Origin of the sequence: Lacinutrix sp. (assembly GCF_037625555.1) — a bacterium.
Taxonomy (GTDB): Bacteria; Bacteroidota; Bacteroidia; order Flavobacteriales; family Flavobacteriaceae; genus Lacinutrix.
Map to the genome: position 1 here is coordinate 1 of NZ_JASJHV010000136.1, position 24460 is coordinate 24460.

Genomic DNA, 24460 nt, shown 5'->3' on the forward strand with positions numbered 1-24460 from the left:
GTAGCAAGAAATACTAGAGAGACAGTTATTTTATGTGAAGCAGCTGGTTATAATGTGATTCTAATTGAAACAGTTGGTGTTGGCCAAAGTGAAACCGTTGTTCATTCGATGACAGATTTCTTTTTATTATTAAAACTTGCTGGTGCTGGAGACGAACTTCAGGGTATAAAGCGTGGTATAATTGAAATGGCAGATGCAATTGCCATTAACAAAACAGATGGAGACAATGCCAAACACGCAAAATTAGCCAAAGTAGAATTTAATCGTGCGCTACACATGTACCCAATAAAAGCCTCTAAATGGCAACCAAAAGTAGTGACTTGTAGTGCTATTAAAAATGAAGGTATCGAAGCTATTTATAATATGATTTTAGAGTACCTTAAACTTACTAATGAGAATAAATACTTTTATTCTAAACGTAACGAACAGAACAAATTTTGGCTTATTCAAACTATTGAAAATCAACTAAAAAGTGATTTCTTTAATAATACTGAAATAAAAAAAGAACTAAAAAAACAGCTAATGCTTATTGATACAAATAAAACGACACCATTTCTAGCTGCTGAGTATTTATTAGCTTTAAAATAAGTTCCAAGAAAGATTTAAAATGAAAAATAAAGAGACAAGCTGGTCTACTTGTCTAGAATGTAAAGGACAAGGTAAAAAGAGCCGAAAGTTTAGCAAAAAAGTTAAGCTTCGTTAACAACTCGCTTTAGAACATTTTAATAAAAACAAAGGCAAAGCTGCTATTCGTCATAAACGACCGCTTTATTCCTGTTTAAACTGTTCTGGCTCTGGATTAATTCGTTCTAAAAACCATCCTACTACAAATACAGAGCACTTTCCACACATTGCCATTATAGGTGGAGGAATTGGTGGTACTGCTCTAGCTGTAGCCTGTTTACATCGTGGTATTTCTTTTACACTTTATGAGCGTGATGGTAATTTTAATGAACGTTCTCAAGGTTACGGCATTTCACTACAACAAGCCAGTAAAGCAATTAAAGGTTTTGGAATTTTAAACTTAGAAGACAGTTTAGTGTCAACAAAACATATAGTGCATACTACAGATGGAACAGTAATTGGTGAATGGGGATTAAGAAAATGGAAACCTTCAGAAAATAAAAAAGCATCTAAAAACACAAATATTCATATACCAAGGCAATCGTTACGTCTAGCTTTATTAAAACAACTTAAAAACCATGATGCAATACAATGGAATCATAAATTAATAGATTTTACAACAATTAAAAATAAAGAGATTAAGCTTAGTTTTGATGTTAATGGTGAAATTAAAAATGCTAAAGCAGACCTTATAATTGGAGCAGATGGTATTAGAAGTGTTGTAAGAACAAAACTTATTGGTAAGGACACTTCTCCTCTATCCTATTTAGGGTGTATTGTTATATTAGGCATTTGTCCATTAGAGACTATTAAAACTTTAGATAAGACTTTGCTAGATTCTAAAACTGTATTTCAAACTACAAATGGTAAAGAACGTATTTATATGATGCCTTACACAGAGAACGCAATAATGTGGCAGCTTAGTTTTCGGTCTCAGAAAAAGAGGCGAAAATATTAAGCAAAAAAGGTGCAAAAGCACTTAAAATAGAGGCTTGTAAAAGAACACAATGGCACAGTCCTATTCCAGAAATTTTAACTGCAACACCAGAAACGGAAATTTCTGGATACCCAGTTTATGATAGAGCATTGCTAAAACCAGAATGGTTAGAACACAAAGGACCAGCAACTTTAATTGGTGATGCAGCACACCCAATGAGTCCGTTTAAAGGACAAGGTGCAAACCAAGCCTTATTAGATGCTTTAGCTCTAGCCCGTGCTATTACTAAAAATTGCAGACCAAAATCTAAATGGAGAACAAATGGCTTAAGAAAAAGTGTATTACATGCCTTTGAAACCGAAATGCTAGAACGTAGTGCTAAAAAAGTAAAAGACTCGGCTAAAGCAGCCCAACTTTTGCACTCTAATAATGTATTGCAAGAAGGTAATGCGCCAAGAGGAAGAGATATAAAAAATGAAGAAGTATAACAGTATATTAACAAGTTCTTCAAATTAATCAGACTTAATGCATGATAAAACAAAGAATGGAGCGAAATAGTAAGTCCTCCAGAATGGAATACTAATTTAGAAGACGATATGGAACCGTATCTCTCTAAAGAAGATTTAGAGTATGTAATGAGCAAAAATAATAAGCAAACTGCCATGTTATATTTGCAATCTCATCATCTTAAAAAATTAAAAGAAAAAAACATTGTTTGGGAGTTCTCTTTTTTAGAATTAGAAGGTGTTTTACAAGAACTATTTACACTTCAAGGACAATCTGAGCGCATAAAAAACTTTCCTTATCCACATCAGTTTGCAACTCTAAACCATTATTTTATGTGGGTTTTTGTACTATTACTTCCCTTAGTAATTACGCCTCAATTCGCAGAAATAGGAAAAGAAATAAGTGAAGAACACGCTACTATTGGCTCGCTATTTATTTGGTTATCTATTCTATTTTATGTTATTGTGGCATGGATTTTTCATACTATGGAAAAAATAGGAAGAACAGGAGAAAACCCATTTGAGGGCTCAGCAAATGATGTACCTATTTCTACTATGGCTAGAGGTATTGAAAATAGATTTAAGGCAAAATTTAGGAGAATCTTTAGATGAAATACCAAAACAGTTTCCTATGATTTACGATACCCAGATGTAAGTAGATTTCTATGTTATTTAAAACAAACTCATAATAATTTTTAAGTTATATTGAATTAAAACAGAGTTCTAGAGAGATTATTACTGATTTTGGAGTAATTGACTTTGTAATAAAAATATACTAACTTCGTTAACGTCTGATAAAAAACATTGAAACGATTTTTATCATCGAATTTAAACGAATATTTTGAAAATAACCTAAAAATTGTTACAAAAAATTAGCCTTATACCACTCCACTTGTGCTTTTACACCTTCAAGCAACGTTGTTTGTGGATTATAATCTAAGAGTCTCCTTGCTTTTTCAATATTCGCTTTAGTACGTAATTGATCTCCTGCTCTAGCTTCAACATGGTTTATTTTAATAGATTGACCAATAACTTGCTCGACAGCATCAATACCATCTTGTGTTGTATGCTCTACTTCTGTTCCAAGATTTATAATTTCTCCATTAACCTTAGTTTCATTACCAATAACACTTACAATACCATCTACAATATCGCCAATGTAAGTAAAACTTCTTAAATGTGATGCACTTCCATTATACAAAGGAAACTCGGTATTATTAAAGGCACACATAATTAACTTAGTGTACATTTTTTCTGGTCGTTCTCTTGGTCCAATTACAGAATATAAACGCAAAGAACACGAGTTAAATAATTGCTCTCTACTTTTTTGAAGTACTAATTGCTCTGCAGCCAACTTTGTTACACCATAGTGCGACGCTGGTTGTGGTGCAATGCTTTCTGGAAACGTAGCTTCTAATCCGTAAATGGAAGAGGTTCCTATATTAACCATCAGTTTTAAATTGGTTAATGTTAACGCATAATCAATTAAATTTTTGGTTGCTATAATATTATTTTCAAAATAATCTTCAAAAGTTGATGAAGCCGAAATACCAGGCTGCGCTGCAAAATGAAAGATGTAGTTAATGTCTTTAGGAAGCAATTCCGCGAAAGCGTTATCTCGTAAATCGCTTTTAATAATAGTGACACCTTTATTGTTTAATGCTTTTTCGTTTAAATGCTTTAGTTCTATACTGTAATACGTGTTAAAGTTATCTAAACCTATTACCTCATGTCCTAAACTTTTTAACCGTTCGCATGTATGAGAACCTGTAAAACCTGCTGCTCCTGTAACTAAAATCTTCATATTTCTATTTGTTGTATTACAAATAAACATATTTTATTTGATAATCGATTTCAATTCTTAGAAAAACAATACATTTGTATTACTATTGAGACCATCTTATGAGTTACCAATTTACCATTGTTGTTCCTGTTTATAATGAAGAAGATAACTTATTACGTGTTGAAACAGAACTTTTAGCATACACGAAAATAGCAACAAAAAATACTAAAATTTTGTTTGTTAATGATGGCTCTAAAGATAAAAGTCAATCAATTATTGAAGATATTTGCAATAGAAACGTAGAGTTCTCATTCATTTCATTTAAAGAAAATAGAGGCCTAAGTGCTGCTATTAAAGCAGGATTTGATTATACAGAAACCGAACTTGTAGGTTATATTGATAGCGATTTACAAACGGCTCCCAACGATTTTAATTTACTACTTGAACATATTAGCGAAAACGATTTGGTTACAGGTGTTCGTGCTAATAGAAAAGACAAATTTGTAAAAAACATGTCTTCTAAAATTGCAAACGGTATTCGTAGAAGTTTTACACACGATGGTATGGACGATACTGGTTGTCCATTAAAAGTAATAAAAACAGATTACGCAAAGCGCATTCCAATGTTTAAAGGTTTACACAGATTTTTACCTGCCATGATCTTATTACAAAACGGAACTATTAAACAAATTCCTGTACAGCATTTTCCAAGAGTTGCAGGTGAAGCCAAATTTGGTGTTTGGAATAGATTACTTGGTCCTTTAATGGATTGTTTTGCTTATTTATGGATGAAAAGAAAATACATAAATTACGAAGTTGCTAAACAAAATTAATGAGCGACTGGTTAATATATAGCATTGGGTTTTTAGCTCAAATTTTATTTTCGTCTCGTCTTATTATACAATGGATTTCTAGTGAAAAAACAAAAAAAGTAGTAACACCTACATTGTTTTGGACCCTAAGTTTAATTGCTTCTTTTCTACTTTTTATTTATGGTTATAAAAGAGACGACTTCGCTATTATGCTGGGTCAAGCCTTAACTTACTTTATTTATATTAGGAATTTACAACTCCAACATCAGTGGAAAAAAATACCTGTAATATTGCGCTATATCTTACTATTCATGCCACTTTTTGTTGGTGTATTTTATTTTAACAATAATAGAATAGACGTTACTATATTCTTTAAAAACGAAGATATTCCGTTTTGGCTATTAACTTTAGGTATAATTTCTCAAGTTATTTTTACCTTACGTTTTGTATACCAATGGTTATATTCTGAAAAACAAAAAGACTCTTCTTTACCTCTAGGTTTCTGGGCTCTAAGTTTAATAGGTTCTATTCTTATTTTAACTTATGCTATTTTTAGAAAAGATCCAGTACTTTTCACTGGACATATTTTAGGAACTGTTATATATATTAGAAATTTAATTATTCTAAAAAATCAAGATGCTTAAAACGCTAAAAAAACATCCTATAATAGCTATTTGCTTGTTTGTAGCCATTATGCTATTACCTAATTTAGAGATTTTACAAGTGTCTATTATGGAAGCGCGTAACTTTATTACAGCACGCGAAATGCTTAATTACGACCATTGGTTACTAACCACAATGAATAATGTTGTACGTTACCAAAAACCACCTCTACCTGCTTGGTTTTCTGCTTTAAGTGGTGTCATTTTTGGAGAGAAAAGTCTGTTTGGTATGCGTTTACCTGCTGTTTTAATGGTTATGCTTGCTGGCAGTTTTATGTATTACCTTTCTAAAACTATTTTAAAAAGCAGGATGCATAGCCTAATTAACGCCTTGGTTTTAATCACCTCTTTTTATGTTATAGGTATTACTTTCGAGGCACCTTCAGATATTTTTACACATGCTTTTATGCTAGTGGCTATTTATAATTTCTACAAACTGTTTAATACAAATAATAAACTCTGGAAACACACTTTTTATGCTGGAATTTTCTTAGGTTTTTCCATATTAGCAAAAGGTCCTATTTCTATTTATGCTTTATTTTTACCATTTTTAGTAGCTTATGGATTTAGTTTTAAATACAAAGATTTAAAGCAAAAATGGCTGTATATATTATGTGCTATTATTCTAGGTTTAGCTATTGGTGGATCTTGGTATTTGTATGTTAAATTACAAGATTCTTCGACATTAGATGCTATTATTACAAGAGAAACAAGCACATGGTCAGGCTATAACACCAGACCATTTTACTATTACTGGAGCTTTTTTACACAAAGCGGATTATGGACAATTCCAGCGTTTATATCTTTATTATATCCTTATTTAAAAAAGCGTGTAAGCAACTATAGATCATATAAATTTAGTTTTCTTTGGACTATAACTGCAGTTGTTTTACTCTCTTTAATACCAATGAAAAAATCACGCTATTTAATGTCTGTATTAATTCCGTTAGCATTTAATATTGGTTTTTACATAGAGTATTTAATAAGAGAATTTAAAACTCTAAAGGACAAACGAGAAACACTTCCTGTTTATTTTAATTTTGGATTAATTGGGCTTATTGGTATCGCGTTTCCTATTGTAATGTATCTGTTTTTTAGTACTGAATTACAAAATCATCTTTTTAATTTCACGTTAGCATCAGTTGTATTATTTATAATTGGCATATTCATTTTAGTTCAGTTAAAATCAAAAAATATTAAAAGCGTATTTCTACTAACTGTGTTATTTTTTGCTTCGGTTGCTGTTTTTGTTTTGCCACTTTCCGAAGCTTTTAAAAATGAAACCTTTAATAGTTTTTCTAATTTAAATGAAGAAAACCAAAAGCGAGATATTAAACTTTATGCCATAAACTACATTGCTCCAGAAACCATTTGGGATTATGGTACTACAATTCCAGAAATTGGAAGAAAAGACAAAGCTTATATTTTTCCTGAAGATAATACATTTGGCATATTCGTAAATGCAATGAGTCCTGAAAATGAAGCCGAAATACGTTCTAAATATTATGTGGAGGTTATTGGGAATTATGATTTAAATCACTTTGGAAATACATCTAAACAAAACAATCCACGTTTAAAAAGTGTGTTTTATATTCTTACTAAGAAATAGAAAATCGCTACTCATTTTTATTATAAATAAATCTCTTTTGAAGATATTTATCTAACTTGTAGAATCCAAAACCAGATAATGTACCAAAAGCAAAACCACTAACTACATCTAATGGAAAATGAACACCAATATAAATGCGACTATAACCCATTAAAGCAGCCCAAAAAAGCAAGATAAAAATTAAGTATTTATAACGGTCTCTAAACATTAACCCAGTAAATACAGCTACAGCCATAGAATTACTAGCATGTCCAGAAAAGTATCCGAATTGCCCACCACACCAGGACTTTACTAAACGCATTTGATCAATTAAATCCGCATTATGGCAAGGTCGTAATCGCAAAAACAATACTTTCTTAAACAAGTTTGTTACTTGATCTGTTACCAATATCATTAATGCAATAACAATTAAAGTAAGGATAAACATTTTAGTATTTAAACGTTTATACATTAGATAAGCTAAAAAAATATAGAAAGGAATCCAATGTTTTTTATCTGTATAAAATAGCCAAAAACTATCCCAAGTATCTGTTCCTAAACCATTTAAGTATAGAAATGTTTCGTGATCTAATTCTATTAATTGTTCTAACATATTAATCGTCGTAACGTGCAACTTCTCTATCGTAAAAAGCTGTCGCTTCTTTTATCATGTTTTCTGTTTCCATTTCTAGTTCTTTATGGTCATGCTGGTCAAAATCTTCTAACCATTCTACCTCATCGTCTTCTAAGTTTATAATAAACATTGGAAACTCTGTATGAATAACGAATATTGCATTTGGTAAATCTGTGTTATCGCCTAGTATAAATTTTGGAAGTGTCATTAAAGTGGTCTTTTATTTATTTGTTCGTTATTAAGTCATTAGACAAAATTAGCCTTTTTGTAAGATAGTTAAATCGAATATATAATAAAATTGAAGCAGTAGTTAAGCCAGCTAATAAACCTAACCAAATACCAAAACTTGCATATGCTTCTTCTTTACCTAAAAACCAACTAATAGGAAAGCCAACTAGCCAATAGGAAATAAAGGTTATTAAGGTTGGAATTTTTACGTCTTGTAAACCACGTAATGCTCCTAAAACTAATACTTGAATACTATCACTTATTTGAAAAATTGCAGCTGCTAATAATAATTTTGAAGCTATTGATACAACTTCCATATTATCATCAAAATTTACCACATCGTCAAAATCTACATATATTCTAGGTAGATAATTGCGAAAAATAGCAAATAACAAAGCAAATCCTATTGCGAATAGTGTTCCTAAAAGAAACAATGAAAAGGCAACACGACGCAACTCATGGTATTTTTTTAATCCTTTTTGGTTTCCTACTCTAATCATAGAGGCAACACCTAATCCCGAAGCTACCATAAACGACATAGAAATTAAGTTTAATGCAATTTGGTTTGCTGCTTGTGGATTTTTGCCCAATAAACCACTTAACCAAATGGCTGCTGTAAAAATGGCAACCTCAAAAAACATTTGCATAGCGCTTGGTGCACCTAAATTTATAATTTTTATTAGTATTAACTTATCTAAAACAAATAGTTTAATGTTAGTTACAAAGGCTTTCGATTTTTCTTTTTTCTTTAATAAATACCACAAATACCATAGCATTATAAATCGCGATACTAAAGTTCCATATGCTGCACCAACAATTCCTAGCTCTGGAAAACCAAATTTTCCAAAAATCAATAAATAGTTTAAAACAACATTTATAACATTTGCTAAAATAGTAGCATACATTGGGTATTTAGTCATGGATAAACCGTCACTAAATTGCTTAAAGGCTTGAAAAATAATTAATGGAATTAAAGAAAAAGCAACCAAATCTAAATATGGCATTGCTAATTCTACAACCTGAACTGGCTGTTGTATTAAATACATTAATGGTTTTGCGAAGAATAGTAATAAAAATAAAAAAACACCCAAAAGAGAACATAAAAAGAGACCATGCTTTAATGCCGATTTTCCTCCTTTAAAATCCTGTGCAGAATCTGCCTCTGCAACTAATGGTGTTATGGCTGTACTAAAACCAATACCTAGAGACATTGCTATAAACATAAAGCTATTTCCTAGAGATACAGCAGCCAATTCTGCTGTACCTATTTGGCCAACCATTATATTATCTACAAAACTCACAAAAGTATGACCTAGCATGCCTAGCATTACAGGTGCTGCTAATTTCCAGTTGTATTTAAACTCTTTTGTGTAACTGCTTAAAACCATTTTGCAAAAGTAGTGCTTCGATTATTGGTTTTCGAATTTATTATTAAAATACTATAAGTTTATAAAAACTTAATAATTATTGAAAATCAGAGTCATTAATTATAATTGTAAAATCTAGAGTTCCTGTTGGGCTTGAAGCTGGTGCTTGAATGAAAAATGATTGATTAAGATTATCGGAATTTCTTCTAGAGAAGTATATTTTATTTTCGGTTGAAGTAGGTGATAAAAAAACAGTCCTCTCTAATTCAACGCCACTAAGATCTAGGTCTTCAGGTCTACTATTAGACAAATCTAGACTTATTTTTACGGGTAAGCTTTCTATATCATTCAAAGTTACTTTTAAATTAACTGGATGAAAATAATAAAAAATAAATTCTTTGGTAAAACTTTTACCAATGCTATCATTATCTATTCTTAGTGGTGAAAAATAGACATTCCAAACAGAATCGACAAACCTCTGAAATTGAGATGGACCAATCCCTGAACCATATTTATATTCTCCAATTTTTATTTTGTAATTTTCAAAAGGCATATCTTCATAATAATCGTAAACACGAGCTTTTACTATTGTTGGAATATCTTCATCTATAGCAGTTTCTTCAAATCTCATAGCTAGAAATGATATTGAAACAATAATTAACAATGCTAATAACTTTACCTTTTTAATTTGCATCTATATATTATTACTTTAAAATATTAAATCTAATTACCTTATTATTTAATAGATGTAATATCATACAATAGGTTGCGTTAAATCATTAAATAAAAATAATACTAATTTATGTGTAAGTTTAAAATTTATAATCTTGAAGCACAAGCCTTTGCTTCTTCAAACTCATTAACCATTTCTAAAACAATCGTTTTTACAGGCTTAACATCATGAATTAATCCAGCAATTTGCCCAATCTCTAATTCGCCATCTTCTAAATCACCTTCAAACATACCACGTTTCGCTCTTGCTCTACCTAATAATTCTTTAAGCTGTTCAGTCGTTGGTGCTGTTTTATATAATTCTTGTAAATCGTTAAAAAACTTATTTTTTATTAAACGCACAGGTGCTAATTCTTTTAATGTTAAATGAGTATAGCCTTCTTTAGCATCTACCACTACTTGTTTAAATGCTTCATGTGCAGAAGATTCTTCACTGGCCACAAAACGGCTTCCCACTTGCACACCATCTGCTCCTAAAACCATACACGCTAACATGGCTTTTCCTGTTGCAATTCCTCCTGCAGCAATTAATGGAATTTGTAATTGCTCTTTTACCATTGGTATTAAAGTTAGCGTTGTGGTTTCGTCTCTACCATTGTGTCCTCCAGCTTCAAAACCTTCTGCAACTATCGCATCTACTCCAGCATCTTGTGCTTTTAAAGCAAACTTTACGCTACTTACAACATGCACAACGGTTATGCCTTTGTCTTGTAACCATTTGGTCCAGGTTTTTGGGTTTCCTGCAGATGTAAAAACAACGGTTACACCTTCTTCTACTATTATATCCATAATCTCTGTAATATTTGGATACAACATTGGCACATTTACACCAAACGGCTTATTAGTCGCTTTTTTACATTTTTGAATGTGTTCACGCAACACCTCTGGATACATACTTCCTGCGCCTATAAGACCCAGAATTCCAGAATTACTTGCTGCAGAAGCTAAACGCCATCCACTATTCCAAATCATTCCTGCTTGTATGATTGGATATTCTATATTAAATAGTTTTGTTATTTTATTTTGCATAGTTTATAAGCTAAATACGAGATGATTTTAATTTAAACAGATTGCCGCGTCCTTTGCACTCGCAATAAAGAAACGTAGAAACTAATATTAAGAAATTACACCAGAACCAACCAATTCGTCTTCTAGATACCAAGCCACAAATTGGCCTTCTGTAATAGCAGATTGTAAATTCTCGAATTCCACATACAAACCAGAATCTACTTTATGTAATATTGCATTATCTAACGGTTGCCTGTAGCGAATTCGAGCTAAAACACTCATAGTTTCATCTGTTTTTAAAGCCAAATCTGATCTTACCCAATGTAATTCTTCATTAGAAACAAATAATGCTTTTTTATATAAACCAGGATGCGTTTTACCTTGTCCTGTGTAAATTACATTTTCTATTACATCAGTATCGATAACAAATAATGGTTCTACTTTTACACCAACAGACAAGCCTTTACGCTGACCTTTTGTTAAATAATGAGCTCCTTGATGTTTACCTACCACTTCTCCATCTGTTATAGCATATTCAGCTTTTCTAGATAAATACTGAAGCTCTTCGGTTTTTGTATTGAATGATATTTTAGTCGCTTTATAATTTATATTATCTTTTGGTATCTCTACAATAACACCTTCTTTTGGTTTTAACTGCTGCTGAAGAAAATCTGGCAATCTCACCTTTCCTATAAAACATAGGCCTTGAGAATCTTTTTTATCTGCTGTAATTAAATCGGCTTTTGAAGCAATTTCACGTACTTCTGGCTTTTGAAGCTCTCCAATAGGAAACAATGCTATCGCTAGTTGTTGTTGAGATAATTGACATAAAAAATAGGATTGATCTTTATTATTGTCATTTCCAGATAATAATTGAAATACTTCCTTTCCATCTTTTTCAATTACTCCTTTTCTACAATAATGGCCTGTTGCAACATAATCTGCTCCAAGATCAAGTGCAATTTTCATAAACACATCAAACTTAATCTCTCTATTGCAAAGTACATCTGGATTTGGAGTGCGTCCTTTTTCATACTCATTAAACATATAATCTACTATACGCTCTTTATATTCTTCACTTAAGTCAACAGTTTGAAAAGGAATTCCTAATTTTTCGGCAACCAACATGGCATCATTACTATCGTCTAACCATGGACATTCATCTGATATTGTTACAGAATCATCATGCCAGTTTTTCATAAAAAGACCTATAACTTCATAGCCTTGCTCTTTTAATAAATAAGCTGCAACACTAGAATCTACACCTCCAGAAAGTCCTACGATTACTCTTTTTCTCATATTAAATCCCTAAAATTTAAGTCTGTTTTTATTGTGATTACAAAGATACAAGAATTTACTTTTTATGATACCAATATTCTAATATTCAAAAAGCTTAAATTTTTCTGTTTAACATTTCTTGTGAAAAGTTTAACAAAACTTTAATTCAATGTGTTTAAATTTATTTATACTTTGTAACTATTAAAATAATTGTAAACAAAAAATAATAATCACAAAAAAAATCAATTAACAATGAAAAATTTAAGAAAATTACCGGTATTACTTTTAGTATTATCACTAGTATGGTCATGTAGTAACGATGATGATGCTACTACACCATCAGTGGTGCAACTATTAAATATTGTAGAAACAGCACAAGCAACACCTGCTTTAAGTATGTTAGTAGAGGCTGTTATTCAAACTGGATTAGTAGATGCACTTTCAGCAGATGGACAAAGAACAGTTTTAGCACCAACTAACGATGCTTTTCAAGCTTTATTAGATAGCAATATGGCATGGGGCGAAATTGCTGATATCGATAATAATGTCTTAACACAAATATTGTTAAACCATGTCATTGCTGATGAAAACATTCTTTCTGGAGCTTTAGCTGATAACATAGGATACAGAAATACTTTAGCATCTGGACCTGGTTCTACAAACTTAAGTATCTTTTTTAACGGAAACTCAGGAGTAACTTTCAATGGTGCTTCTAGTGTTGTTTCTGGTTTAGCAGATATTTCTACAAGTAATGGTGTTGTTCATGTTGTCGATGCTGTAATTACTCTACCAACATTATTAACATTTGTTACTGCTGATGATACTTTCTCAAGCTTAGAAGCTTCATTATTTTTAACAAACCAAAATGTTCCTGCTGCTAATTTAGCTAACGCATCTGCTTCTGCTCCTTTAACTGTTCTTGCTCCAACAAACGCAGCATTTACAGCATTATTGGATTCTAATCCAGCTTGGAATGGACCTGGAGACATTGACGATGCAACACTTACAGCTGTTTTATTACACCACCTAACTACCGATGGCAATGTTCCTTCTGGAGCTTTAACAAATCCTGGAACAACAACTGCAGAAAGTGTTCAAGGACAAGATTTCTCTATAATATTACCTGGTACAAATGGAAATATTGCTGATGTTACTGATGGTTCTAACAATACAGACATAGGAATTGTTGCAGTAGATGTACAAGCTTCTAACGGAGTTATACACGCAATAAACAAAGTATTATTACCTATGTAATAAGAAAAATTAATAAAAGGCATACTCTTCGGTTGGTTGATAGCAAAAGTCCTTTTATTAAACTAAAAGCGCTTAGAAATTTTTCTAAGTGCTTTGTTTATTTTATACTATTTCTTCTTATATGGGTTTTTACTATATCTAGTAAAATCTTTTTCTTTATCTAATTTTCCGTTTTTATAAAACTTCCAAATACCATGTCGTCTGTCTTTTTGGTATACACCTTCCTTTTCTATATTACCTTTAGCATCAAAAACTTTTGCTAGACCATGTAATTCTCCATTTTGATAATTAAAAACCCTAATTAACGTTCCTGTTTCTGAAAACCATCTAGACTCTCCTACTAAAATACCTGAACTATAGTTTTCTTGTTGCGCCAATTGCCCACTTAAGTAATACGTTTTTTTTAAGCCTTCTAGCTTTCCTTTATTATCATACACTTCTTCTGTCATTACAACTTTAGATTTGTTATGATAATAAAGCCATTTACCTACAAACGTTTTACCACGCATTTTACCAACACTAATCAATTTTTTAGTTGAAGAATAAAACTTCACTTCAGCAAGTTCGCTATTTGGAGTATAAGTTCTTGTTGCTGTTAATGAAGGTTTACCATCTATATTTTTATAAAATTTAAAGGTACCAACTTCTACTCCATGATTAAATTGTCCTTCGTATCTTAAAACTTTTGTGCCTTCGAAATTTTTTCTCCAATCTCCATGACGAAAACCATTTGCATCTTTTTGATTAATTTCTTGTGAAAAACCTAAAGTAGATACTAATGCAAAAATTATGATTACTATTTTTTTCATTTTTATATTTTAATTTAATTCTATATTAATTTTAAAGTAGAAACAATACATAAATAACGAGCATTAAATATTGAAATTGTTCTAGACCTAAATAAGGTAAACAAAAAAGCTGCCAAACTTAATATAGAATGGCAGCTTCTAAAAAAAATATTTTTCTTATTTTTTATTTTTCTTCTGTGCTTGTTTTTGTTGCTCTGCCTGCTCCATCATAGTTTTCATTTTTTTCTGAAACTTACTTTCTTTCTTCGGCTTTGCTTTTTGAACTTGCATTTGTGCATGAATTTTATCTTCATCTAAAATGTAGTTCTTGATTACTAACATAATTCCAATACTAATTAAGTTTGAAATAAAGTAATATAAACTAAGTCCAGAGGCATAAGAATTAAAGAAAACAATCATCATTACTGGTGCAAAATAGATCATGTATTTCATCATCTTTTGCATATCTGGCATTCCTTCTTGAGGAGGTGCTGCAGAAGCTGTTTGTTGCCCTGTTGTCATTCTCATGTAAAAGAAAATTGCAATACCAGCTAATATTGGGAATAAACTAATATGATCTCCATAAATAGGAATACTAAAGCCTTCTGGAAAATGATAAATGGCATCGAAAGAAGATAAATCATCAGCCCAAAGGAAACTCTTTTGTCTTAATGCAAAAGCTGTTGGGAAAAACATAAATAAAGCATAAAATACTGGCATTTGTATTAACGCTGGTAAACAGCCTGCAAGCGGACTTGCTCCTGCTTTATTTTGCAAGGCCATTGTTTCTTGCTGAGATTTCGTTTTGTTGTCTTTGTACTTCTCTCTAATTGCCTCCAACTCTGGCTTGAGGATTTTCATTTTCATTTGCGACAAATACTGTTTGTATTGTACAAAAGACATTACTAACTTAATAAGTACTGTCATTACAATAATGGCAATACCAAATGGCAAATACTTACTTAAAAACCCAAATAATGGAATAAATAAATACTCGTTAATCCATCCAAAAAGTCCCCAACCAAGAGGTATACTTTCTTCTAGGCTTTTATTGTAAGGCTTTAAAACCTCACTATCTGTAGGTCCATAAAACAAACCGAAATTAGTATTTAACTCATTACCTGTTAATTCTAAATTAGTTTTGGCTCCAAATGTTTTAGTGAATAAAGTGTCTATATCTTCGTCCTCTACTAAATCTTTAGAAGTTAACAGCACAGATTTTAAAGGCTTATCTGCTACCAAAATAGTACTAAAGAAATGTTGTCTAAAAGATAACCAATCTGCATTTTCTACTGTTTCTTCATCTTCTCCAGCTTGCGATAATTTATCTATACTTCCATCATCATATTGGTATGTTAAACGTGTATAACGGTTTTCGTAACTAATACTTTCATCATGACGCTTACTGGTTTGAAACCATTCTAATTTTACGTCTTGAGAGCCATTAATAACTTCTTTTAGGCCTTGAGATTTTATTGTAAAATCTATCATGTAATCGTTTGGCTTAATTACATATAAGTATTCTAAGAATTTAGTTTCAGACACTTTAAGTTTCATAGAAACTACAGTGTTTTCTATGTTTTTAGTTACTTTAGATTGAAAAGGTAAATCCTTAGTATTTAAAATTCTACTTTCTGTAGTACCTAAATTAATATTAAAACTCGCGTTATTATCTTTTACTAAGTAAATAGGAATAGAATCGAAATCTACAAACTTACTAAGTTTAACTTCTGATAAATGACCACCAATTTTAGAAAACGTTAAATTAAGTACTCCATTATCTACCATTTGATCTTGAGATGGCAAACCCATACCATATGCAAAAGCACCATATTTATTTTGAAGTGCTACTTCTTGTAAAGAATCTCCTGGTTTTAAGTTTGAAAAATCTTGAGAATCTAAAACTTTAATCTCTTCTTTGATTTCGGCTTTTGCAGCTTCTTTAGCATTCTCTAACTCTACAAGTTCTTGTTTTGCTTTCTCTGCTGCAACTTCTTCTGGTGATGGTTGGTTATTCCACACCATAAATAATAAGATCCCAAATATAAGTACGAATCCTATTATCGATTTTACGTCTAATTTCTTTTCTTCCATATTATTTCCGCTAAAGCGGTAACTAATTAGTTATTTAAAAAACCTGCTAGTTAAAAAACAAACAGGTCTGTTTTCTGTAAAATTACTCTTCAAAAAGTAATCCGTAATTTATTTTATGCCATACTGACACCTTACTTACTTTTTTTATGCTTTAATACTGCTGCTACAAATGCTATAAATAAAGGATGAGGATTAGCAACTGTACTTTTATATTCTGGATGGTATTGCACACCTACAAACCATGGATGGCTTGGTATTTCTACAATTTCTACAAGATTTGTTTCAGGATTTAAACCTGTTGCAATCATGCCTTTTTCTTTAATTTGCGTTTTGTAGTCACTATTAAATTCATAACGGTGTCTGTGTCGCACTTTTATAGTTTCTGTATTATAAAGTTTTCCAACTATACTATTAGAATCTAATTTACAATCCCAAGCGCCTAAACGCATGGTTCCACCTTTATCTATAATGGTTTTTTGCGCTTCCATTAAATCTATAACAGGATGTGCTGTATTAGCATTCATCTCTGTTGAGTTCGCATTCTCTAAACCTAAAACATTACGAGAAAACTCTATAACTGCCATTTGCATACCTAAACAAATTCCTAAAAACGGAATATTATTTTCACGTACATATCTTACAGCATCAATTTTACCCTCAATACCTCTTTCTCCAAAACCAGGTGCAACTAATACACCATCCAAATGAGATAACATGGCTTTAGAATTCTCTCCATTTAAATATTCAGAATGAATAGATTCTACATTTACTTTAACTTCATTCTCTGCTCCAGCATGAATAAAGGCTTCTAAAATGGATTTATAAGAATCTTGAAGCTCTACATACTTTCCTATTAAACCAATATTAACCTCAGATTTTGGGTTTTTATGTCGCTTTAAAAAAGCGTTCCATTGTGTTAAGTCTGGAGTATTACTTTCTAGCCCTAACTTTCTAAGTACTACAGTATCTAAACCTTCTTCTAGCATTAAGTTAGGTACATCGTAAATAGTAGATGCATCTATAGATTGTATTACAGAATCTGGTGTTACGTTACAAAAACGCGCTAATTTATGTCTAATTTCTTGAGATAATTCGTGTTCTGTTCTACACACCAAAATATCTGCCTGCACTCCACTTTCCATAAGTGTTTTAACACTATGTTGCGTTGGCTTAGTTTTTAATTCTCCAGCTGCTGCTAAGTAAGGAATTAATGTTAAGTGTATTGCTAAAGCATTATTCTCGCCTAATTCCCATTTTAATTGTCTTACGCTCTCTACATATGGTAAAGATTCTATATCACCTACTGTTCCACCAATTTCTGTAATAACAATATCGTAATCTCCAGAGCGTCCTAGAATTTGAATTCTACGTTTTATCTCGTCTGTAATATGAGGAATTACCTGTACTGTTTTACCTAAAAATTCGCCACGACGTTCTTTTTCTATTACACTTTGGTAAATACGTCCTGTGGTTACATTATTAGCTTGACTTGTAGGTACGTTTAAAAAACGCTCGTAGTGACCAAGATCTAAATCTGTTTCTGCACCATCATCTGTAACATAACATTCGCCATGCTCATACGGATTTAAAGTTCCAGGATCTACGTTTATGTAAGGATCTAATTTTTGAATTGTTGTTCTGTAACCTTGTGCTTGCAGAAGCTTCGCTAAAGAAGCTGCTATTATGCCTTTTCCAAGTGAAGAAGTTACTCCTCCTGTTACAAATATGTATTTTGTGGTAGCTGCCATTGTGCGTTGTTAAACGCGAGCAAATTTACACTTTTTAGTTGGAAAATTTCGAATTTACAGGTTTATTTTTTATTCCATGTAATCCTTGTTTTAGGATGCTCTTAAAACAAATACCGCCTTGACTTTCTCGAAAAAACAGGTTAACTTCGTTTAACGTCTGATAAAAAATATTGAAACGAACTTTTATCATCGCATTAAATGAAACCACTAAAAATCTTATATTTTATCAAAATTACGTTGTATGTTTCTAACTAATTGTTCTAAGCCATTTAATTTTAAAGTATATACAGTTTCTAGCATGTCTCCCAACTTACCTTTTGGAAAGCCTTTATTATGGTACCAAACAACATAGTATTCTGGCAAATCTATTAAATAGCGATCTTTATATTTACCGTATGGCATTTTTGTATGTGCCAATTTTATTAAAAAAGTCTTATCAGGTTGAAGCACAATTATTTAGATTTAAATTTTTCTAAGCGTTTTAGCTCTTTAGCTACAAAAGCCACCCATTTTTCTTGTCCCTCACTATTAATAGAGTTATTACTTTCTGTATCGTAAAGGTTTTGCATTGTTTGCAAGTTAGTATTAGCTTTTTCATGAGCTTGACTAAGCTCTTTTTCGATAAGATTAGATGCTTTTAATGTTGCAATTTTTTCTCTAAAACATCTAACGTTTAACTCTGTAATATTAAAATGTAACTGTTCGTGGTTTAATATACTTGCATCTATTTCTGCTTTTTTACACCAAGAATACTCTGGATAAAAATGTGCAAACACCTTAGTTTTAAAACCAGTAATACCAACACCTCTACTTTTTTCTATAGAATAGCTAAACGTTATACCAGAGGCTGTAACTACCACTGAATCACAACCTTGATCTGGTTCTCCTTTAAAATCTGCCCATTCTAATTTGTGGTTTTCTTGCCAAGGAATTTCTGTTGTATCACTTAAGCAACACAAAGAGAAACCAATAATTACAAAAAATTTATTCATAGCGAAATAGGTGTAGTGTTTTGTTTATAGAAAACGAAACATTCGCTATTCTTATTGTTTTATCTCTTCTATTTCTAACGCGTTATACTGCACTAAATAAACACTCTCATTGTAGAAACCTCCAAACGTTTTCTTTTTGTACGCAAATTTATTCTCTACATAAGATGTAAATGGATAACTCTCTACAGATTGATAAAGATCTTGTGAGCTTACTAAACGCAACACCACATCCATAGTAATATCAAAACCACGAATAGCATATTTGTTTGGTGAAGTATTGAATTGTTGTTTGTATTGCTTTACAAATGAATTATTAGATTCTAGATTAAACCTCTTTGAGATTGATGGATAAGTAAAATGCAAATTAGATAAATGGTAATTTAAAACCTCATCGTCTTCGAATGCATTATTCTGGTTAGTTGTTGTTAAGGTTATTTTAGCACCTTCTATCTGCAATCCATTAAGGATACTGGTTACATTTGATACAAAACCAGCATTATCTGTTTCTAAAAACACAACGTTATTTCCTGGCTTGATAACATTTATTAAATCTTGCTCTACTATGTAATGGTCGTCTTTTTTTGTTTTTTTATCTAAACTTGAACTCACTAGTTTTGCATTAGCAAATTTACTTTTAAGCATTGTACTTGTTGGTTTTCGTTTTAAATCTGAAATTACCACAATTTGAGCTGTAGAATCTGATTTAAAATATTCTATAACTTTAACCTCTAAATCATTATCGTTTGGCCTAGATTGAAACACATTACGACCAAGATTAACTGTTTTAACTATTGGTGATATTACAGGTACGTTATTGCTTTCTAAAGCGCTTGCAACTGCATTAAAATTATTAGGCAACAATGGTCCTATTACTGCATGAGTGTTAGAAAAATCGTTTGCTCTAACTATAGTGTTAACTTCGCTTAATCTGTTTTGGGTATCGAAAACCTCTACTTTTAGATTGATACCTAATTTTTTAAGAGAATCGAATGCTACTAATGCACCAGTATAAAAGTCTAAAGTAATCCCTAAAGTTCTATCTTTTTTTATTTTTTGTTTAGTATCAAAAATAGAATCTGTATTAATTTTATTAAGCGTAAAAGGCAACATAACTGCTATGTTTTTAACACTATAGTCTGTTACTTTATTGACTAAGTTAGCATTCTCGAATGTGCTATTAATAACATTGCCTTGATTGGTATTTTCAGCATTATTAATGGAACTATCTAAAGGTACTTTTAGAATCATTCCTTCTTTTAAACCAGTGATTACTAGTTCTGGATTTAAACGCTCTAAGTCTACTTGCTCTATACCTAATTTAATTTTTAATCTATAATACCCTTCTTTTGGTAATACCTTGTAGTAGCTATAATCTGCTTCAACGGTTTTAACTTGATCTGTCTTTAGATTTGGAACGTTAATGGTTTGACCAGATTGTAACATGCTTGGCATGTTTGGGTTTAATGCTTCTAGTTCTGGTACTGTAATTCCATACTTATAAGCTAATCGCCATTTTCCTTCTTTTGGTTGCACTACATAGGTTGTGTTTACTGCTACAACAGTTTCTGGAACATTTACGTAGGTTATAACTTTTTTAAATACAGGTATTTGTAATCTATCGCCTTTTCTAAGGTTGTTTGCATAGAGAAAGGTATTGTGTTTTTTAATATCTTCTATTTCTATATTATACTTTTGCGAAATACTAAATAAGGTTTCTTTTCTTTTTGTTTTATGCTTTATATAACCATCGAAGGTTTTTTTTACTACTTTTTCCTTTTCTGGTGTTGTAGTTGATGTGGTTGTTGAAATAACAGTTCCTGCTTTGGGTATTATTAAAATGGAATTAATACTTAATTTTTCTCTAGAGTCTGGATTTAACTTATGGATGTCTGAAGTTGTTACTTGGTATTTTTTTGCAATACTTTCTACTGTTTCTCCAGATTTAACTCTGTGAGTGTTATATTTCTGAGCATTTGCAGAGCCACAAGCTAATAGAATAAATAGGCTAAGGATGTATATTATTTTCTTCATATATTATTATACGTTATAAATTGCGTTAGCGGTTGTAATGGCATCCTTTTTTTTGCTGCCATAAATGGCAAAAAAAGATATAATGTAAAACGCGACCCTTGTGGTAACGCCCAAATTATTATTAATACTTCAAAAATAACTGCGCTTCTCGATACTATTTTCTCATGTTTCGAAAATCACTCGAAGTGACAGGTTACGTTTTTGTTATTCCCACTCAATTGTTGCTGGTGGTTTACTACTAATATCGTAGACCACTCTATTCACGCCTTTTACTTTGTTTATTATATCGTTACTGGTTTTTTGCAGAAATTCGTAAGGTAAATTTACCCAATCTGCTGTCATACCATCTGTACTTTCTACTGCTCTTAGTGCAACACATTTTTCGTATGTTCGCTCGTCTCCCATAACACCAACACTGTTTACAGGCAATAAAATTGCACCTGCTTGCCACACTTTATCGTATAATCCTGCAGCTCTTAATTCGTTAATAAAAACGGCATCTACTTCTTGTAAAATACGAACCTTTTCGGGAGTAATGTCTCCTAAAATTCTTATTGCCAAGCCTGGTCCTGGAAAAGGATGACGACCTAATAAAGTTGGGTCCATTCCCATAGAAGCACCAACTCTACGTACCTCGTCTTTAAACAAGGCTTTAAGTGGTTCTACTGTTTTAAGTTTCATAAAATCTGGCAATCCACCTACATTATGATGACTTTTTATAGTTGCGCTTGGTCCTCCTGTTGCACTTACACTTTCTATAACATCTGGATAAATAGTGCCTTGTGCTAAATAGGTTACATCTTCAATTTCATGTGCTTCGTCATCGAATACCTCTATAAAAACGCGACCAATAGCTTTACGTTTTTCTTCTGGATCGCTCTTTCCTGCAAGTGCATCCAAAAAGCGTGCCGAAGCATCTACTCCTTTTACATTTAAGCCCATACCTTTGTATTGCTCTAACACATCTGTAAATTCGTTTTTACGTAATAATCCATTATTTACAAAGATGCAATATAAGTTCTCACCAATAGCTTTATGCAATAATATGGCTGCTACAGAAGAATCTACTCCGCCTGATAAGCCTAATACTACTTTATCTTTTCCAATTTGATTTTGAAGTGCTTCTACTGTTTCGCCAACAAAGGTATTTGGTGTCCAATCTGGATTTACGTTTGCTATACCTATTAAGAAATTTTCTAATAATTGTTTCCCATCTTTAGAGTGGTATACTTCTGGATGAAACTGGATTGCATATGTTGATTCTCCTTCTATTTTATATGCTGCATTCTTAACATCATGAGTACTTGCTAAAAGAATTCCATTTGTTGGTAAATTTTTAATAGTATCACTATGGCTCATCCATACTTGACTTCCTGCAGAAATTCCTTTTAAAAAGGCATCTTCTGCAACAAAATTTAAGTTTGCACGACCGTATTCTCTTGTGTTAGACTCTGCTACTTCTCCTCCAGAAAAATGTGCTAAATATTGTGCTCCATAACAAACGGCAAGCATAGGCTTTACGCCTCGAATTCCTTTTAAATCTGGATGAAATGCTTCTGTAGACCTAACAGACATTGGGCTTCCTGATAAGATTACCGCTTTATAGTCTTCTAAATTTTTTGGGATTTTATTGAATGGGTATATTTCTGAATAGATGTTAAGTTCTCTAACTCTACGTGCAATAAGCTGTGTGTATTGCGATCCGAAATCTAAAATAAGTACTTTATCGTGTTGCATGTGCAAAAATAGTAATTGATTTTTTAATTATCAGTTTTAATAAACTAGTTTTTAAAATTAATTCATTGATTCTAAAATGAGTTGAATATCATTCTCTGTTGTATCTGGACTAATAAAACAAAAACGAGAAACGGTTTCGAACGCATTTCCATTTTTCCATTTTGTAGGTGTTACTAAAGCAAATCCTTTTTTGTGGTTTTCGTAAGTCCAATGTGTATAGTCTTCTGGTTTCCAACCTATTCTTCTGTAAAGCACACAAGATAAGCTTGGTTCTCTAACCAGTTCTAAATTGGGTTTTCTTGAATTAATCTTCCCGCAATTTGAGCTAATTCGATACCACGCTCAACGGCTTGTTTATATTTATCTGTACCATGAGTTCCTAATGAAAACCATAAAGGCAAGCCACGAACACGACGCGTAAGTTGAATTTGATAATCTGTAGGATTAAAGCCATGAGCTCCTTCATCTTTAAAAATATCTAAGTAAGAGCCTTGCTGTGAGTGTGCATTTTTTGCTAATTCTGGGTTTTTATAGATTACTGCTCCACAATCATAGGGAGAAAACATCCATTTATGTGGATCGATAGTAATACTGTCTGACCGTTCTATACCATTAAACAAATGCCTAACAGAATCTGCAGCTAATGCACCACCTCCATAAGCAGCGTCGACATGAAACCATACATTTTCTTTTTCGCATACATCTGCTATTCCTTCTAAGTCATCAATAATACCAGCATTTGTTGTTCCACCTGTTGCAACTACTGCAAAAAGACGTTTACGTTGGTGGAAATTTAACTTATCTATAGTTTCACGAAGTGCTGTTCCTGTTAAACGCTCTTCAGTTTCTACTAATAAAATATCTACATCTGCAACTTTAGCCATTGCCTTAATAGATGAATGTGCACCAATGGAAGTAATTATTAATCCTTTTTCTCTTTTATAAGTTTCGTATTCTCGCCAATATTCTCTTGCTGTTACTACAGCAGATAGATTAGCAGCTGAACCACCACTTGTAAATACACCAAAAGCTCCACTAGGTAATCCAGTTAATGAAACTATCCATTTCATAGCTTCGTTTTCGCAAAAAATTCATCCTGCACCTTCCATCCAATAGGCTCCATGAATACTAGAAGCAGATGTTACAAGATCGAACATAACTGCTGCTCGTGTTGGTGAGGCAGGAACAAAAGCTAAATTTCTTGGGTGGTCTACTGGTACATTTGCTTTTGCTAAATGATCTTTCCATAAATTAAAGGCATACTCGCCTCCTACTCCTTGAGATGTTATAGACTCTCCTACTAATTCTTTTAACTCCTCGTACTTTTTGGGTTTGCCAATAGGATGCTCTGTTGCAGAAATTCTACCAATGACATATTTCATGATGTCTAGAGTCATTTCTATTAACTCAATATCTATTTTGTGCATAATTTAGTCTAAAGTTAGTATAGAGAACTCTCCTTTTAGTGGTTGTAAGTTGGCTATTAAACTAGTAATTAATTGGTCTCCAAATTCTAAATACAACTCACTAAAATTAATATTTCGTTCTTGTAAATTTCCATTTGGAAACAGTTGGTCTTGTATTAATTTTACTCTATTAACTTGATCTGCTAATTTTCGTTTTTGAGCTGTTAATAATCGTTTTTCAAGATTTTTTA

The 24460-nt window shown here is 31.8% G+C and carries 22 protein-coding genes and 2 pseudogenes; 8 read left to right on the plus strand and 16 right to left on the minus strand.

Annotation, left to right across the window (positions count from 1 at the left end; translation table 11 throughout):
- The 4 genes and pseudogenes from QNK89_RS11160 to QNK89_RS11175 all read left to right on the plus strand — a co-directional run.
- Positions 1 to 588, plus strand: a pseudogene (locus tag QNK89_RS11160) (methylmalonyl Co-A mutase-associated GTPase MeaB); the annotation flags it as partial.
- 283 nt (positions 589 to 871) lie between these two features.
- Positions 872 to 1582, plus strand: coding sequence for an FAD-dependent monooxygenase (locus tag QNK89_RS11165; RefSeq protein WP_340171256.1), 711 nt, complete (start codon positions 872 to 874; stop codon positions 1580 to 1582).
- A 128-nt stretch (positions 1583 to 1710) separates the two neighbouring features.
- Positions 1711 to 2049, plus strand: a complete 339-nt coding sequence (locus QNK89_RS11170) for an FAD-dependent monooxygenase (protein WP_340171215.1) — start codon at positions 1711 to 1713, stop codon at positions 2047 to 2049.
- A 108-nt stretch (positions 2050 to 2157) separates the two neighbouring features.
- Complete coding sequence (locus QNK89_RS11175) at positions 2158 to 2679, plus strand: bestrophin family ion channel (protein ID WP_340171217.1); 522 nt, start codon at positions 2158 to 2160, stop codon at positions 2677 to 2679.
- Between the two features lie 250 nt (positions 2680 to 2929).
- On the opposite strand, the gene QNK89_RS11180 is transcribed toward QNK89_RS11175, so the two are convergent.
- The gene (locus QNK89_RS11180) at positions 2930 to 3871 is read right to left on the minus strand and encodes an NAD-dependent epimerase/dehydratase family protein (protein WP_340171219.1); all 942 of its coding nucleotides are present in this window, start codon (positions 3869 to 3871) and stop codon (positions 2930 to 2932) included.
- A gap of 98 nt (positions 3872 to 3969) precedes the next feature.
- Between QNK89_RS11180 and QNK89_RS11185 the strand changes: the two genes are divergently transcribed.
- Genes QNK89_RS11185 through QNK89_RS11195 form a run of 3 tightly spaced genes read left to right on the plus strand, consistent with a single transcriptional unit; the run spans position 3970 to position 6933 of the window.
- Positions 3970 to 4683 (plus strand): glycosyltransferase family 2 protein, encoded by a 714-nt coding sequence (locus tag QNK89_RS11185; protein ID WP_340171221.1) that lies wholly within the window; start codon positions 3970 to 3972, stop codon positions 4681 to 4683.
- Positions 4683 to 5306, plus strand: coding sequence for a lipid-A-disaccharide synthase N-terminal domain-containing protein (locus QNK89_RS11190; protein ID WP_340171223.1), 624 nt, complete (start codon positions 4683 to 4685; stop codon positions 5304 to 5306). Before QNK89_RS11185 ends, QNK89_RS11190 begins: the two co-directional genes overlap by 1 nt.
- Positions 5299 to 6933: a phospholipid carrier-dependent glycosyltransferase gene (locus QNK89_RS11195; protein ID WP_340171225.1), complete on the plus strand. Its 1635-nt coding sequence runs from the start codon at positions 5299 to 5301 to the stop codon at positions 6931 to 6933. The genes QNK89_RS11190 and QNK89_RS11195 overlap by 8 nt, the downstream gene beginning before the upstream one ends.
- A 7-nt stretch (positions 6934 to 6940) precedes the next feature.
- Here the strand turns inward: QNK89_RS11195 and QNK89_RS11200 are convergent, their stop codons facing one another.
- The 6 genes from QNK89_RS11200 to mnmA form a co-directional block, all read right to left on the minus strand.
- Positions 6941 to 7525, minus strand: coding sequence for a phosphatase PAP2 family protein (locus QNK89_RS11200; protein ID WP_340171227.1), 585 nt, complete (start codon positions 7523 to 7525; stop codon positions 6941 to 6943).
- A gap of 1 nt (position 7526) precedes the next feature.
- Entirely contained in the window at positions 7527 to 7754 is a 228-nt protein-coding gene (locus tag QNK89_RS11205; protein ID WP_340171229.1) for a hypothetical protein, read from the minus strand.
- Positions 7755 to 7770: 16 nt separating this feature from the next.
- Positions 7771 to 9162 (minus strand): MATE family efflux transporter, encoded by a 1392-nt coding sequence (locus QNK89_RS11210; RefSeq protein WP_340171231.1) that lies wholly within the window; start codon positions 9160 to 9162, stop codon positions 7771 to 7773.
- A 76-nt stretch (positions 9163 to 9238) separates the two neighbouring features.
- Positions 9239 to 9772 carry a hypothetical protein gene (locus tag QNK89_RS11215; RefSeq protein WP_340171232.1) on the minus strand — a complete coding sequence of 178 codons (534 nt, stop codon included), beginning with the start codon at positions 9770 to 9772 and terminating at the stop codon, positions 9239 to 9241.
- Between the two features lie 188 nt (positions 9773 to 9960).
- Entirely contained in the window at positions 9961 to 10902 is a 942-nt protein-coding gene (locus QNK89_RS11220) for a nitronate monooxygenase (RefSeq protein ID WP_340171234.1), read from the minus strand.
- Between the two features lie 87 nt (positions 10903 to 10989).
- Positions 10990 to 12180 carry a tRNA 2-thiouridine(34) synthase MnmA gene (gene mnmA, locus QNK89_RS11225; protein ID WP_340171236.1) on the minus strand — a complete coding sequence of 397 codons (1191 nt, stop codon included), beginning with the start codon at positions 12178 to 12180 and terminating at the stop codon, positions 10990 to 10992.
- Between the two features lie 231 nt (positions 12181 to 12411).
- On the opposite strand from mnmA, the gene QNK89_RS11230 reads away from it, so the two are divergent.
- Complete coding sequence (locus tag QNK89_RS11230; RefSeq protein WP_340171238.1) at positions 12412 to 13413, plus strand: fasciclin domain-containing protein; 1002 nt, start codon at positions 12412 to 12414, stop codon at positions 13411 to 13413.
- A gap of 107 nt (positions 13414 to 13520) precedes the next feature.
- On the opposite strand, the gene QNK89_RS11235 is transcribed toward QNK89_RS11230, so the two are convergent.
- The 9 genes and pseudogenes from QNK89_RS11235 to bshC all read right to left on the minus strand — a co-directional run.
- Positions 13521 to 14222, minus strand: coding sequence for a toxin-antitoxin system YwqK family antitoxin (locus QNK89_RS11235; protein ID WP_340171240.1), 702 nt, complete (start codon positions 14220 to 14222; stop codon positions 13521 to 13523).
- Between the two features lie 156 nt (positions 14223 to 14378).
- Positions 14379 to 16295 (minus strand): membrane protein insertase YidC, encoded by a 1917-nt coding sequence (gene yidC, locus QNK89_RS11240; RefSeq protein WP_340171242.1) that lies wholly within the window; start codon positions 16293 to 16295, stop codon positions 14379 to 14381.
- A gap of 131 nt (positions 16296 to 16426) precedes the next feature.
- Positions 16427 to 18043 (minus strand): CTP synthase, encoded by a 1617-nt coding sequence (locus QNK89_RS11245; protein WP_340171244.1) that lies wholly within the window; start codon positions 18041 to 18043, stop codon positions 16427 to 16429.
- 216 nt (positions 18044 to 18259) lie between these two features.
- On the minus strand, positions 18260 to 18493 hold the full coding sequence (locus QNK89_RS11250; RefSeq protein WP_340171246.1) for a DUF3820 family protein: 234 nt from the start codon (positions 18491 to 18493) through the stop codon (positions 18260 to 18262).
- 2 nt (positions 18494 to 18495) lie between these two features.
- Positions 18496 to 19035 carry a hypothetical protein gene (locus tag QNK89_RS11255; RefSeq protein WP_340171248.1) on the minus strand — a complete coding sequence of 180 codons (540 nt, stop codon included), beginning with the start codon at positions 19033 to 19035 and terminating at the stop codon, positions 18496 to 18498.
- Positions 19036 to 19086: 51 nt separating this feature from the next.
- Positions 19087 to 21066: a LysM peptidoglycan-binding domain-containing protein gene (locus QNK89_RS11260; RefSeq protein WP_340171250.1), complete on the minus strand. Its 1980-nt coding sequence runs from the start codon at positions 21064 to 21066 to the stop codon at positions 19087 to 19089.
- A gap of 204 nt (positions 21067 to 21270) precedes the next feature.
- On the minus strand, positions 21271 to 22803 hold the full coding sequence (gene guaA / locus QNK89_RS11265) for a glutamine-hydrolyzing GMP synthase (protein ID WP_340171252.1): 1533 nt from the start codon (positions 22801 to 22803) through the stop codon (positions 21271 to 21273).
- A 57-nt stretch (positions 22804 to 22860) separates the two neighbouring features.
- Positions 22861 to 24230, minus strand: a pseudogene (locus QNK89_RS11270) (aminotransferase class V-fold PLP-dependent enzyme).
- 3 nt (positions 24231 to 24233) lie between these two features.
- On the minus strand, positions 24234 to 24460 hold a 227-nt coding region (bshC, locus tag QNK89_RS11275), incomplete at its 5' end, for a bacillithiol biosynthesis BshC (protein WP_340171254.1).

What these genes read in the sequence shown, in the direction of transcription:
- QNK89_RS11175 (WP_340171217.1), top strand. Translation starts at nt 2,158, where the DNA reads ATGGAACCGTATCTCTCTAAAGAAGATTTAGAGTATGTAATGAGCAAA.
- QNK89_RS11180 (WP_340171219.1), bottom strand. Translation starts at nt 3,871, where the DNA reads ATGAAGATTTTAGTTACAGGAGCAGCAGGTTTTACAGGTTCTCATACA.
- QNK89_RS11185 (WP_340171221.1), top strand. Translation starts at nt 3,970, where the DNA reads ATGAGTTACCAATTTACCATTGTTGTTCCTGTTTATAATGAAGAAGAT.
- QNK89_RS11190 (WP_340171223.1), top strand. Translation starts at nt 4,683, where the DNA reads ATGAGCGACTGGTTAATATATAGCATTGGGTTTTTAGCTCAAATTTTA.
- QNK89_RS11195 (WP_340171225.1), top strand. Translation starts at nt 5,299, where the DNA reads ATGCTTAAAACGCTAAAAAAACATCCTATAATAGCTATTTGCTTGTTT.
- QNK89_RS11200 (WP_340171227.1), bottom strand. Translation starts at nt 7,525, where the DNA reads ATGTTAGAACAATTAATAGAATTAGATCACGAAACATTTCTATACTTA.
- QNK89_RS11205 (WP_340171229.1), bottom strand. Translation starts at nt 7,754, where the DNA reads ATGACACTTCCAAAATTTATACTAGGCGATAACACAGATTTACCAAAT.
- QNK89_RS11210 (WP_340171231.1), bottom strand. Translation starts at nt 9,162, where the DNA reads ATGGTTTTAAGCAGTTACACAAAAGAGTTTAAATACAACTGGAAATTA.
- QNK89_RS11215 (WP_340171232.1), bottom strand. Translation starts at nt 9,772, where the DNA reads ATGAGATTTGAAGAAACTGCTATAGATGAAGATATTCCAACAATAGTA.
- QNK89_RS11220 (WP_340171234.1), bottom strand. Translation starts at nt 10,902, where the DNA reads ATGCAAAATAAAATAACAAAACTATTTAATATAGAATATCCAATCATA.
- mnmA (WP_340171236.1), bottom strand. Translation starts at nt 12,180, where the DNA reads ATGAGAAAAAGAGTAATCGTAGGACTTTCTGGAGGTGTAGATTCTAGT.
- QNK89_RS11230 (WP_340171238.1), top strand. Translation starts at nt 12,412, where the DNA reads ATGAAAAATTTAAGAAAATTACCGGTATTACTTTTAGTATTATCACTA.
- QNK89_RS11235 (WP_340171240.1), bottom strand. Translation starts at nt 14,222, where the DNA reads ATGAAAAAAATAGTAATCATAATTTTTGCATTAGTATCTACTTTAGGT.
- yidC (WP_340171242.1), bottom strand. Translation starts at nt 16,295, where the DNA reads ATGGAAGAAAAGAAATTAGACGTAAAATCGATAATAGGATTCGTACTT.
- QNK89_RS11245 (WP_340171244.1), bottom strand. Translation starts at nt 18,043, where the DNA reads ATGGCAGCTACCACAAAATACATATTTGTAACAGGAGGAGTAACTTCT.
- QNK89_RS11255 (WP_340171248.1), bottom strand. Translation starts at nt 19,035, where the DNA reads ATGAATAAATTTTTTGTAATTATTGGTTTCTCTTTGTGTTGCTTAAGT.
- QNK89_RS11260 (WP_340171250.1), bottom strand. Translation starts at nt 21,066, where the DNA reads ATGAAGAAAATAATATACATCCTTAGCCTATTTATTCTATTAGCTTGT.
- guaA (WP_340171252.1), bottom strand. Translation starts at nt 22,803, where the DNA reads ATGCAACACGATAAAGTACTTATTTTAGATTTCGGATCGCAATACACA.